12 protein-coding genes are annotated in these 11,270 nt (G+C 71.3%); 4 read left to right on the top strand and 8 right to left on the bottom strand.

The window, feature by feature from the left end:
- Positions 1-8: 8 nt before the first annotated feature.
- Positions 9-1,184, top strand: coding sequence for a zinc-dependent alcohol dehydrogenase (locus ACEXQC_RS15080; protein ID WP_374824049.1), 1,176 nt, complete (start codon positions 9-11; stop codon positions 1,182-1,184).
- 86 nt (positions 1,185-1,270) lie between these two features.
- Here the strand turns inward: ACEXQC_RS15080 and ACEXQC_RS15075 are convergent, their stop codons facing one another.
- Positions 1,271-1,867, bottom strand: a complete 597-nt coding sequence (locus tag ACEXQC_RS15075; RefSeq protein WP_374824046.1) for a hypothetical protein — start codon at positions 1,865-1,867, stop codon at positions 1,271-1,273.
- An 86-nt stretch (positions 1,868-1,953) separates the two neighbouring features.
- Positions 1,954-2,949, bottom strand: coding sequence for an EamA family transporter (locus ACEXQC_RS15070; protein ID WP_374824043.1), 996 nt, complete (start codon positions 2,947-2,949; stop codon positions 1,954-1,956).
- 69 nt (positions 2,950-3,018) lie between these two features.
- On the opposite strand from ACEXQC_RS15070, the gene ACEXQC_RS15065 reads away from it, so the two are divergent.
- Entirely contained in the window at positions 3,019-3,576 is a 558-nt protein-coding gene (locus tag ACEXQC_RS15065) for a CGNR zinc finger domain-containing protein (RefSeq protein WP_374824040.1), read from the top strand.
- A gap of 26 nt (positions 3,577-3,602) precedes the next feature.
- Here the strand turns inward: ACEXQC_RS15065 and ACEXQC_RS15060 are convergent, their stop codons facing one another.
- Complete coding sequence (locus ACEXQC_RS15060; RefSeq protein ID WP_374824037.1) at positions 3,603-4,160, bottom strand: DUF1697 domain-containing protein; 558 nt, start codon at positions 4,158-4,160, stop codon at positions 3,603-3,605.
- Positions 4,161-4,224: 64 nt separating this feature from the next.
- Positions 4,225-4,908: a GNAT family N-acetyltransferase gene (locus ACEXQC_RS15055; RefSeq protein WP_374824034.1), complete on the bottom strand. Its 684-nt coding sequence runs from the start codon at positions 4,906-4,908 to the stop codon at positions 4,225-4,227.
- Positions 4,909-5,092: 184 nt separating this feature from the next.
- Here ACEXQC_RS15055 and ACEXQC_RS15050 point away from each other — a divergent pair, with 184 nt between their 5' ends.
- Positions 5,093-5,797 (top strand): response regulator transcription factor, encoded by a 705-nt coding sequence (locus ACEXQC_RS15050; RefSeq protein ID WP_374824877.1) that lies wholly within the window; start codon positions 5,093-5,095, stop codon positions 5,795-5,797.
- Positions 5,794-7,356 carry a sensor histidine kinase gene (locus ACEXQC_RS15045; protein ID WP_374824031.1) on the top strand — a complete coding sequence of 521 codons (1,563 nt, stop codon included), beginning with the start codon at positions 5,794-5,796 and terminating at the stop codon, positions 7,354-7,356. Before ACEXQC_RS15050 ends, ACEXQC_RS15045 begins: the two co-directional genes overlap by 4 nt.
- Here the strand turns inward: ACEXQC_RS15045 and ACEXQC_RS15040 are convergent.
- The 4 genes from ACEXQC_RS15040 to ACEXQC_RS15025 form a co-directional block, all read right to left on the bottom strand.
- Entirely contained in the window at positions 7,298-8,086 is a 789-nt protein-coding gene (locus ACEXQC_RS15040; protein ID WP_374824028.1) for a TspO-related membrane protein, read from the bottom strand. The two genes, ACEXQC_RS15045 and ACEXQC_RS15040, sit on opposite strands and share 59 nt — an antisense overlap.
- Before the next feature lie 31 nt (positions 8,087-8,117).
- Positions 8,118-9,383: a sensor histidine kinase gene (locus ACEXQC_RS15035; RefSeq protein ID WP_374824025.1), complete on the bottom strand. Its 1,266-nt coding sequence runs from the start codon at positions 9,381-9,383 to the stop codon at positions 8,118-8,120.
- Positions 9,384-9,407: 24 nt separating this feature from the next.
- Positions 9,408-10,088: a response regulator transcription factor gene (locus ACEXQC_RS15030; RefSeq protein ID WP_374824023.1), complete on the bottom strand. Its 681-nt coding sequence runs from the start codon at positions 10,086-10,088 to the stop codon at positions 9,408-9,410.
- Between the two features lie 185 nt (positions 10,089-10,273).
- A complete protein-coding gene (locus tag ACEXQC_RS15025; RefSeq protein ID WP_374824020.1) occupies positions 10,274-11,173 on the bottom strand; it encodes a DNA/RNA non-specific endonuclease in 900 nt (299 codons plus the stop codon).
- Positions 11,174-11,270: the final 97 nt, after the last annotated feature.

The following is an 11,270-nucleotide window of genomic DNA, read 5'->3' as shown; positions in this document are numbered from 1 at the left end:
CCGGAAGCATGAGAGCACTCACCTACCAGGGCACCATGAAGGTCCGCGTCGACGACGTTCCGGATCCCGTCATCCAGGAACCGACCGACGTCGTCATCCGTGTCACCTCCACCGCCATCTGCGGCTCCGACCTGCACCTCTACGACGTGCTCGGACCGTTCCTCGACAAGGGCGACATCCTCGGCCACGAGCCGATGGGCATCGTGGAGGAGATCGGCTCCTCCATCACGAAATTGAAGGTCGGCGACCGGGTCGTCATCCCGTTCGTGATCGCCTGCGGCCACTGCCACATGTGCACCCGCGGTCTCACCACCCAGTGCGAGACCACCCAGAACCGCGCCTCAGGCACGGGCGCATCGCTCTACGGCTACACCGAGCTCTACGGATCGGTTCCCGGCGGCCAGGCCGAGCGCCTGCGTGTGCCGTTCGCCGACTTCAACGCCCAGAAGGTGGGCACGGAACTGCCCGACCACCGCTACCTCTTCCTCTCCGACATCCTGCCCACCGCCTGGCAGGGCGTGCAGTACGCGGAGCTCGAGGAGGGCGACGTGCTCGGCGTGATCGGCCTCGGCCCCGTCGGCCAGTTCGCCGCCCGCATCGGCCGCCTGCTCGGGCACCGCGTCATCGGCGTCGACCCCGTGCCGGAGCGCCGCGCCATGGCCGAGCGCCACGGCATCGAGACCCTCGACCTCACCGACGACATCGTCGACCGCCTGCGCGAGCTCACCGACGGCCGCGGCCCGCACTCGGTGATCGACGCCGTGGGCATGGAGGCGCACGGCAACCCCGGTGCCGCGTTCGCGCAGTTCGCGGCGGGCCTCCTGCCGGATGCGCTCGGCAAGAAGGCGGCAACGACCGTCGGCGTCGACCGGCTCGCAGCGCTCATGCTCGCGCTCGACTCGGTGCAGCGCGGCGGCACCGTCTCGCTCAGCGGCGTCTATGCGGGAGCAGCGGATCCCGTGCCGTTCATGACCATGTTCGACAAGCAGCTCACGATCAAGATGGGCCAGTGCAACGTGCACAAGTGGCGCGACGAGATCCTGCCGCTCGTGGAGGACCCGGCCGATCCGCTCGGCATCGACGACCTCGTGACCCACCGGGTCTCGCTCGAGGAGGCGCCGGAGATGTACGAGATCTTCAAGAAGAAGGAGGACGGCTGCATCAAGGTCGTCCTCGTCCCGTAGACGGATGCCGCCCCGCCCGCACCCCTCATCGGGTGCGGGCGGGGCGGTTCTGTGTCAGCAGTGGTTCTGTCAGAAGCCGTTCTGCGTCAGAAGCCGTAGAACGCGTTGATGACGATCGGGTAGAGCACCGAGCTCAGCACGTTCACGAGGAGCGCCCCACCCAGGGCGGTGCCCGCACCGGCCATGGCCTTCGACTTGCCGGATCCCGGTCGCACGAGCGCGAGGATGCCGAGCACGAGGGCGGCGATGCCGAGGAGCGCCTGCAGGGTGAGCTGCACGCCGGAGATGGCACCGTACGCGTCGGAGCCGCCGCTCGAGAGCAGTGCAGCCTGCACGAGCAGGAAGAGCAGTCCGAGCACCGTGGGGATCACACCGAGGATGAGCGAGGCGAAGGCGAGCGGATTGCGGGTGGATGCCGCCTTCTGCGGCTGCTGCCCGTAGCCCGGGTACTGCTGCTGCTGGCCGGGCTGCTGCTGACCAGGCTGCTGCCCGTAGCCAGGCTGCTGCCCTGGCTGCTGGGGGCGGTACTGCGGCGCCTGGTACGGAGGCTGCTGCTGGGGCGGCTGGTACTGAGGCGGCTGATACTGCGGCTGCGGCGGCCCCTGCGGCGGCTGGAACTGCGGGGGCTGCCCGTAACCGGGCTGCTGGCCTGAGGAGGTGGGGTCAACGGGGGGCTGGCTCATGGTCATCCGATCGACGAGGTGGGCCGGTCTCGTACCCGCCCTGCTCCATGCCTACCGCACTTCGCGCCCGCGAACACGGTTCGTGACTACGCGAGCGGGTCGCGCTGCAGCTTGACGAACACCACTCCGCCCACGATGAGCGCCCCGCCGAGGGCCTGCACGAGCGTGGGCACCTCGCCGAGCAGCAGCCACGCGAACAGCACCGCGAAGAGCACCTCCACGAGCCCCACGAACGACGCCACGCGTGAACCCAGCCGAGCGGCCCCGAGGATGCCGGCGACGTAGGCGAACGAGGTGGCCACGATCACCACCACCGCCATCGGCACCATCCACGACACCTCGCCCACGAGGGGCATCACCACGTCGTCGAACGACATCGTGAAGGGCAGCAGTCCCGTGAGCCCCACGAGCCCGAGGGCCAGGCCGCCCACGAGGAGCCCCGCGCAGACGAGCGCCACGGGCGGCACGTCTCCGCTCGGCCTGGCCGAGATGAGGTAGTAGCCCGCCAGGCAGACCGCGGCGGCCAGGGCGAAGAGCACGCCGAGGACATCGAGCCCCCCTGCTCCCGACGGATCGATCACGAGCACGAGCCCCGCGATGCTCAGCACGGCACCCACGATGGTGAGCAGCGCCGGGGGGATGCGTGTGCGCGCCCAGGCGAGCAGCACGAGCAGGATGGGCGCCGAGTACTCGATCAGCAGGGCGATCCCCACGGGCATGCGGGAGATGGCCGCGAAGTAGAAGACCTGCGCGCCCACCACAGCGACGAGACCGTAGAGCAGCACGAGACGCCAGGCCGAGAGGAGGGCGCGGAAGCGGCCCCTGAGCGCCCAGAGGGCGGGGCCGAGCAGCACGAGACCACCGCAGAGCGCACGCACGGCGACCGCGGCGACCGGTGACCAGCCGGCCTCGAGCAGCGGCTTGACGAACGGACCGCTCGTGCCGAACGCCGCAGCGGCCGCGAGAGCGAGGAGGAGGCCCGACGCGCGGTGGCCCGCGAGGCCACCCGCCACCATGCTGGCCGGACTGGCCGGCCCTGCCGGCCCGACCGGGGCGCCGGACTTCTTCGCGATGATGCTCATGGCGCCGCCTGTCAGGAGTCAAAGGGTTTACGCTAGTGACACTATCCTCGCTCGACGTCAGGAGTCAACATGCTCTTCGCCTATGACACGGAAGAGACCCTCGCGTTCGCGGCTGCGATCGTCAACACCGAGGCTGCCGTCTCGAACAGCGGTGTCGACGAGCTGGCCGACGTTCCGGCCCTCGTGGCGGTGCTCGACCACTACGACTACTCCGGCCGTCGCGACGGCGACGAGGCCGAGCTCAGCGCGGTGCGGGCGCTCCGCCCCGAGTTCCGTCGCTACTGGGAGGTCGATCGCGATGAGGCGGTCGAGCTCGTCAACGCCACGCTCCGCGAGGCGCGCGCCCTTCCGCAGCTCGTGCGGCACGGCGACTGGGACTGGCACCTGCACGCCACCGACGCGGAGGCGCCCCTGGCCACGCGCATGCGGGTCGAGGTGGCCATGGCGTTCATCGACGTCATCCGCAGCGACGACTTCGACCGCTTGCGACTGTGCGCGGCCGACGACTGCGAGGCCGTGCTCGTCGATCTCTCGCGCAACCGCTCCAAGCGCTACTGCGACGTGGGCAACTGCGGCAACCGCATGAACGTCAACGCCTACCGGGCCAGGCTGGCCGCCGAGGCCTGATCGGCGCGACTCGCCTCGACGACCCGCTAGAGGAGCTTGCGCAGGGTGCGCAGGTTGCGGGTGGTCGTCGTGGCCTTGAAGCGCGGCTTGGCCAGGAACTTCGCGAGCGCCGTCTCGGTGCTCGAGCCCTTCGGCACCTCCCAGTAGAAGACGGGTTGACCGCCGGGCCCGTCGCCCGGCGTCCCGCTCTCGCCGTCGACGGACGGGTCGACGTTCGCCGCGAACTCCGCGATCTCGTCGAGCGCCTCGGCGGTGGAGGAGAAGAGCACGTAGGGCTGCCGCTCGTCGACCTCCTCGAACGGGTACCCGGCGATGATGTCGGCGAGCTCGTCGTGATCCACGAGCACGATCCAGGCGTCGTAGCCGAAGCGCTCGCCGAGGCCCTTCTCGATCTGCGTCTTCACGCGCTCGTGCTCGGCGCTCGAGGCGTCGGCGGAGGGGGTCGAGAACAGCACGTTGCCCGAGGCGAGCACGGTCTTCACATCGCTGAAGCCCAGAGAACGGAACAGCTCGGCGAGCTCGGCGCTCTTCACCGTGATGCCGCCCACGTTCACGCCCCTCAGGAGCGCTGCGTACCTCGCCATGCGTTCACACTAGCGGCGGCCGTCGCCGGCGGTCGAGGCCGGCGGCCGACGCCAGTGATCGATGTCAGTGGCGGTGCAGCACCAGCACCGACTCGGGCGAGCCGTGCTTGCCGCGCTGCACCTCGGCGAACCCGAGCCGCTTGGCCAACGCCACCGACCGGGTGTTGCGCGCATCCGTCACCGCGGTCACGGTCTGCGCGCCCACGGTGTCGAAGGCGAAGCGGAGGAGTGCTGCGGCCGCCTCGGTGGCGAACCCGTGCCCACTGTGCGCCGGGTGCATGACCCAGCCGATCTCCACGTCGCGCGAGTCGGCGTCGACCGACCGCAGGTGCAGCGACACGTCGCCGATGACCCGGCCCTCACGCACCACGGCGAGGGCGAGGAAGTCGTCGGCCTGCCACAGCCGGGTGTGCTTGGTGCGGTCGCGCAGATGGCGGCGCGAGGCGCGGCGGTCGCGTTCGGGCCAGGGCAGGAACTGCGTGACGGAGGGGTCGGACTGGAGGTCGTACCAGTCCTCCGCGTCGTCGATGCGGTGGGGGCGGAGCTCGAGCTGCTCGGTCGAGAGGGTGGGCGCGTCGAACGGCATCTCGGTGCGGGGGCCGCGCAGCACGCGGGGCCGGCGCACGCCCGCGGAGGCCAGGGCGTCCCTGACCTTCGTGCGAAGGGGAACAGTGGGGCCGTCGGAGTGCGCGACCCTGGCGGAGGTGCTCCACGGCGAACGATAGCCGAGAGCTCTGATCTGGGTCATGGGGTGACGGTACGTGATCGATGCAGGTGCATCGTGTGGAAAGATTTGAGGTCTCTATGAATCGATGCGGATGCCCGCGGCATGGTGCACACGCCACCCACAATGAATCGTGGCGAACTCACCGATCTCGGAGGAACTCGTCTCGTCGGGGCGCCGGCGGGCCGTGCTCGCCAAGCTGCCCCGAATGTACCGGGCCGACGGCTCGCCCATCCGTGTGCTCCTCGTCGACGACGAGATGGTGCTCACGAGCCTCGTGAGCCTCGCGCTCGCCTATGAGGGCTGGACGGTCGACATCGCCCACGACGGCGAGACCGCTCTGCAGAAGTACCGCGAGGAGCGCCCGGACGTGGTGGTGCTCGACATCATGCTCCCCGACACCGACGGCATCACGCTGCTCAAGCAGCTGCGCGACATCGAGGGGGCGTCGCCCACGCTCTTCCTCACGGCGCGCGACTCCGTCGACGACAGGATCATCGGTCTCACCGCGGGCGGCGACGACTACATGACGAAGCCGTTCAGTCTGGAGGAGCTCGTGGCGCGGCTGCGCGGTCTGCTGCGCCGCTCGATGATGACGGTGTCGGATGAGGACTCCCGCATCGTGGTGGGCGATCTCCTGCTCGACGAGACGAGCTACGAGGTCGCCCGTGCGGGCTCCCCGATCCAGCTCACCACCACCGAGTTCGAGCTGCTCCGCTACTTCATGCGCAACCCGCGCCGTGTGCTCTCGAGGGCCCAGATCCTCGATCGCGTCTGGAACTACGACTTCGCCGGGAAGGCCTCGATCGTCGACCTCTACGTCTCCTACCTGCGCAAGAAGATCGATGCCGATCGCCCGTCGATGATCCACACCGTGCGCGGCGTCGGCTACGTCCTCAGGCCGGCAGAGTGAGCGGCACCGACGGGCGTCGGGGCACCGTCTCGACCCGACGCCGACCCTGGAGCCTCAGCAACCGCCTCGTGGTGGGAACGGCCGCCGTGGTGGCGGCCGTGCTCGCGACCGTGGGTGTGGTCAGCATCGTCACCCTCTCGAGCTCGGTCACCCAGGTGGTCGACACGCAGCTCGGCGGATCCATGTCGGCCCTCAGCTACTCGGTGGAGAAGTTCCACTACGGCAACTCGCCCTCGGGTCAGATCCACGCCGACAAGCCCCTCACCGAGTTCACCGGCCACGGCCCTGGCGCCATCATCGCCACGGCATCCGACGGGCGCATCACCGATTCCGCACGGTTCTCCGACACCGACGCCGAGGCGCTGCCCCCGTCCGCTGTGGCGCAGCTCGAGCAGAACGCGCTGACCTCGGGCAGCTCGGAATCGATCGTGCTCGACGGTTTCGGCCACTACCGCTTCAGCACCGAGACCGACAGCGAGGGCAATCTGCTCATCGCGGGCGTCTCGCTCGCGGCCGCCGATGCCTCGGTGCTGCAGCAGACGGTCATCACGGTGGCCCTCGCCATGCTCGCCCTCCTCGTGATCGTGGTGGGGCTGATCGTAGTCGTGCGGCTCGCGCTCCGACCGCTCGGCCGTGTGGTCGGCACCGCGGTGGAGGTCACCAACCTGCCGCTCGACCGCGGCGAGGTCGAGATCACCACCCGGGTGGGCGAGGCCGACACGGATCCGCGCACCGAGGTGGGCAAGGTGGGCGAGGCGCTCAACCGCCTGATCTCGCACGTCGACGAGGCCCTCGCGGTGCGTGCGGCCACGGACAAGCGGATGCGCCGCTTCGTGACCGACGCGAGTCACGAGCTGCGCACCCCGCTCGCCGCCATCCAGGGCTACGCCGAGCTCACCAGGCAGGAGAACGCCGAGCTCCCCGACATCACCGAGTACTCCCTCGCCCGCATCGAGTCGGAGGCGAAGCGCATGAACTCGCTCGTGAGCGACCTGCTGCTGCTCGCCAGGCTCGACGAGGGGCAGGATCTGCACCTCGACCAGGTGGACCTCGCCGAGATCGTCGTCAACGCGGTGAGCGACGCCAAGGCCATGTCGGCCGCGCACACCTGGCTGCACGAGGTGCCCGATGCTCCCGCGCTCGTCTCGGGTGACCGGGAGCGACTGCACCAGGTGGTGCTCAACCTGCTCTCGAACGCGGCGCTGCACACGCCGGACGGCACCACGGTGACGGCCGGACTCCGCTTCGCCGAGCACGACGGAGCTCCCGCGATCGAGCTCACCGTGCGCGACGACGGGCCGGGCATCGATCCCGACCTCGTTCCCGAGCTGTTCGAGCGCTTCGCCCGCGGCGACTCCTCGCGCTCGCGACGCTCGGGCAGCACCGGCCTGGGGCTCGCCATCGTGGCCTCGATCGTGGAGGCCCACGACGGCGCGATCGACGTGACGTCCTCCCCGGAGGGCACCGTGTTCACGCTGTGCTTCGCACGCGTGGCGGGCGCTACCGCCGGCCCGCTCGGGGAGCGGCGCGTCGTGCGCGAAGACGCACGACGACAGTGACCAGCACCACCGCCGAGGCCGCCACGACGGCGGCGATCGCGACGGGTGGGGAGAGCAGTTCGCCGGTCAGGCGCGAGACGGCCACCCAGGCGAGCCCCCACGCGAGCGAGGCGGTGGGGGCCAGACGGCCCTGATCCCACACCGCGAGCCCGATGCCGAGCACGGCGGTGACCGCCACGATCGCCACACCCCAGCCATCGGGGGCGAGCCCGAAGCCGTCGAAGCCGGCCGCCACGAGCGCGGCCGTGATGTTGGCGGCGGTCGCCACGCTCACCCAGCCGAGGTAGAGGCCGACGGTGCCGTCGACCACGAGGGACTCGACGATGCCCTGCTGCGGGCGCCGGGTGCGCACCACGCGCACGAACGTCACGAGCAGAGCCACGAGGAGCAGCGCGATGACCACGACGCTCAGTGCCAGCAGCCCCGCCTGCACGCTCAGGATCCACGCGGCGTTCAGCAGGAGGGTCGCGGCGATCGGGTAGCCCAGCGCCCGCTGCCGTGACGAGGCCCTCTGTGCGGGCAGCGCCTGCCACACGGCGTAGGCGATGAGGCCGAGGTAGATCACCGACCAGATCGAGAACGCGGGCCCGGCCGGGGCGATGAGGGTCGAGTCGGCGCTCAGGGCGCCGCCGGCCGCTTCGGCGATCGGTGTGCCCCCCGCGGCGCCGGAACCCACGAAGCTCCCCACCACGGCCAGCACCGCGCTCACCGCCACGATGATCTGGCGCACGCGGTCCGATGTCTTCTTTTCGCTAATCACCTTAACTACTTTGCCACCCGACGACCCTCTGCGCACGTTTCGTAGGCCGAGACTCGGTCGTGGTCCGCCGGTCGATGCCGTCGGGCACCACGGCGAGGAGTCTCGTGCCGGCGCCTCCGGGAGCGGGGGAGAGCTCGAGGCGCCCGCCCACCAGCTCGAGGCGCACCTGCAGCCGCTGCAGGCCGTTCAGCTGCACGGGGGGCACGAGCCCGGTGCCGTTGTCGTCGAAGGTCACCTCGAAGGCGGCGTCGGCGTGGGTGATGGCGAGCTCGAGGGCCGTCGCCCTGCCGTGCTTGAGGGCGTTCGACAGCGCCTCCTCCACGATGCGCACGAGCAGCAGCCGCCGCTCAGGGCTGAGCGCCTTGGCGCCGTGGCTCTCGAGCTCGAGCACCTCGTCGCCGAACGACACCACCGTGGAGATGGTGGCCGGCACCCGCTGGAACAGGGCGCGCACGGCGGGCACGGCGCCCTGGTCGAGGCGATCCGGATAGAGCAGGCGCGACATGCCGCGCAGGTCCTGCTCGCGCAGGGCGTCGAGATCCTGCCGGATGGAGCGCAGCTCGGCCGCCACGGCCGGATCTCGACGGTCGAGGTCGCCCTCGGCGAGCAGCGCCTCGAGCCGGGTGCCGAGCAGCACGAAGCGGTGCTGCACCGTGCCGTGCAGGCCGTCGGCCACCTCGCGGCGCACCCTCAGCTCCTCGCCCTGCAGCGCCTCGAGCGCGGCGGAGGCGCTGAGCGCTCGGAGGGCGGAGGCGCGCTCCTCGGATCGCAAGCGTCGGCGGGCATCCGACTGCGCGAGGGCGAGCACGAGCGAGATGGCGGCCGCCACCGAGGCCGTCACGAGCTCGGCGGTGAGCTCGGTGAGGTCGTCGGGGGCGTAGATGCCGAGGGCGATCTGCAGCACGGCGCGCACGGCGGCGGCGGAGAGGGCGATCACGAGCCCTGTCCAGACGCGGCCGGCGGGGCCGCGCTCCTGCGGCGAGAGCAGGGCGATGGCGGCGAGGGCCGCGCCCACGGCTGCCGCGTTGGCGCCGAGGCGCATCGCGAGGTTGAGCCCCACGTCGAGCGGCACCGCGGCAGCCGCGGCGTCCGCGCCGCCGCGCACCATCGAGTGGGGCAGGATCCCGAGCACGAAGACCGACTGGATCGAGGCGCCCGTGGCGAAGAGGCCGAGGATGACGCCGAAGGTCAGCAGCGTGATGCGAAGGTAGTCGATGCGGTCGGTCGGGGTGACGGTGGCGGCCTCGCGCAGCGCGTCGCTGCTCATGAGGAGGTGCTCATGATGCGGTGCTCATGATGCGGCTGTCTCTTCGAGGAAGCGCAGGGCCGCTCCCACCCGCGGGTTCACCACGCCGCCCGAGGCGAGCCCCAGCTCGGCGTAGACGGCGGCGATGTGGTTGTCGACCGAGCGCGGCGCGAGCCCGAGCCGCGAGGCGATCCCGGCGTTGGAGAGGCCCTCGGCGAGCAGTCGCAGCACCTCGTACTGGCGGGCGCTCAAGCGTGTGAGCCCCGATCCGCGGCGGGGCTTCCTGCGGGCCACGAGCTCGGGGTCGAGCACGGTGCGCCCCTCCGCGGTCACCTCGATGGCGCGCACGAGCGCCGGCAGGCCGAGAGAGGAGGTCTTCGACAGGCAGCTCCAGCCTTGCGAGTCGGGCCGCGGCAGCTCGAGCAGCACGTCGAGGGCGTCGGTGGCCGAGAGCAGCACGATCCCGAGGCCGGGGCGGGTGGCGCGCAGCTCGAGCCCGAGCTCGATGCCGTCGCCGTCTCCGAGCTGCACGTCGAGCAGGGCCACGTCGACCGCGTCGGGGCGGAGGCCCGCGAAGATCTCGCGCGCGGCACCGGCTCCGGCGGCCACACCGACCACCGTGATGCCGGGCGCCGACGACAGGGTCGACGCGAGCATCTGTCGATAGAGCGGCTGGTCGTCGACCACGACCACTCTGATCCCTGCTGAAGCCCCCACTCTCCTCATTATTGCGGCAACCGGGGGGTGGGGACCGCACTTTTCGCAGCCTGGGCGGGCGGATCCGTGGGCTTGCTCGGCGTGGTCGCGTGCTCGGCGTGGGCGGGGCGTCGGGTCTGTCGGCTGGGTCGGGGCGGTCGGGTCTGTCGGCTGGGTCGGCCCGGTCGGGCTCGTCGTCGTCGGGGACCGTGGCGTCAGAGGCGGATCTGCCCGTACGACTCGAGCCTGGTCCAGCGACGGCCCGCGGCACGGAGGGGGGCGAGGTAGGCGTCCGCGGCCCTGAGCTCGGGCATGGCGGCGCCCACGAGCGCGGCGATGTCGGCGATCGGCACCTGGAAGGTCCTGAACGGCCCCAGGGGAGGTGGTTCGGCCAGCGCTCGGGCGCCGGCGCGGGCGGTCTCGAGGTCGATGCCGTAGAGCTGGGGCGACTGGTCGAGCAGGTAGCCGGTGGCGCGCAGCCGGCCGCTCGAGGCGTCCGCCCAGGCCGCGACCTTCCAGAAGCGCTCGGGGATGCGGATGCCGCGGTACACGGAGTCGGCGGGGTCGAACACCGGGCCGGTGAACACGCAGAGCCGCTGACGGTAGGTCTCGGCGTAGTCGAGCACGTGATCCTCGATGCCGTTCCAGAGCTCCTTCGACTGGTTGAAGCCCGCCGCCTGGGGGGCCGCGTTGGTGTAGACGAAGGTGTCCTCATTGGCGCGTCGGGCCTCGGCGGCGGGGCCCCACACGGGGTCGCGGCGGCGCACGAGGTGGCCGCGGTCGAGGTCGTTCCTGGCGTAGAGCTCGGGTCCGGCCTGCTCGTCGGCGGGAACGCGGGGGTCGAGGCGCCAGTCGTCGCTCCGCGGCACGTCGGCGAGGGTGTCGCCGTCGATGTTGACGCCGGTGACGGCCGCCAGGCGGCGGTCAGCGTCGAGCAGCACGGTGAAGTGCGTGTAGTCGAGCCGGCGGATGCGGCGCTCCGGCAGCGCTTCGGCCGCCGGCACCGCCGCCGCGGGCACCGCCGGTACCGCGGGTGCGGCGGCGGGCGTTCCAGCGGAGGGGTCGGGGAGGGGGCAGGTCGCGGGGAGGAAGGTGGGGTCGTATCCGAGGGCCATGCCCCCAGTCGAGCACGGAGCGCGCGTTGCGCAAGTGCGACCGGTCCCACGGCGCGTCCGGCCACTTTCGGGCGCCGGGCGCCCCGAACGCCAGGCG

The organism is Herbiconiux liukaitaii, from assembly GCF_041927495.1.
Taxonomy (GTDB): Bacteria; Actinomycetota; Actinomycetes; order Actinomycetales; family Microbacteriaceae; genus Herbiconiux; species Herbiconiux liukaitaii.
Note: the sequence above shows the minus strand (reverse complement) of the source record. Positions and strands in the feature narration are given on the sequence as shown.

Coding starts and splice junctions, on each gene's coding strand:
- ACEXQC_RS15030 (WP_374824023.1), bottom strand. CDS start 10,088: ATGAGGAGAGTGGGGGCTTCAGCAGGGATCAGAGTGGTCGTGGTCGAC.
- ACEXQC_RS15080 (WP_374824049.1), top strand. CDS start 9: ATGAGAGCACTCACCTACCAGGGCACCATGAAGGTCCGCGTCGACGAC.
- ACEXQC_RS15075 (WP_374824046.1), bottom strand. CDS start 1,867: ATGAGCCAGCCCCCCGTTGACCCCACCTCCTCAGGCCAGCAGCCCGGT.
- ACEXQC_RS15065 (WP_374824040.1), top strand. CDS start 3,019: ATGCTCTTCGCCTATGACACGGAAGAGACCCTCGCGTTCGCGGCTGCG.
- ACEXQC_RS15070 (WP_374824043.1), bottom strand. CDS start 2,949: ATGAGCATCATCGCGAAGAAGTCCGGCGCCCCGGTCGGGCCGGCAGGG.
- ACEXQC_RS15025 (WP_374824020.1), bottom strand. CDS start 11,173: ATGGCCCTCGGATACGACCCCACCTTCCTCCCCGCGACCTGCCCCCTC.
- ACEXQC_RS15050 (WP_374824877.1), top strand. CDS start 5,093: ATGTACCGGGCCGACGGCTCGCCCATCCGTGTGCTCCTCGTCGACGAC.
- ACEXQC_RS15060 (WP_374824037.1), bottom strand. CDS start 4,160: ATGGCGAGGTACGCAGCGCTCCTGAGGGGCGTGAACGTGGGCGGCATC.
- ACEXQC_RS15035 (WP_374824025.1), bottom strand. CDS start 9,383: ATGAGCAGCGACGCGCTGCGCGAGGCCGCCACCGTCACCCCGACCGAC.
- ACEXQC_RS15055 (WP_374824034.1), bottom strand. CDS start 4,908: ATGACCCAGATCAGAGCTCTCGGCTATCGTTCGCCGTGGAGCACCTCC.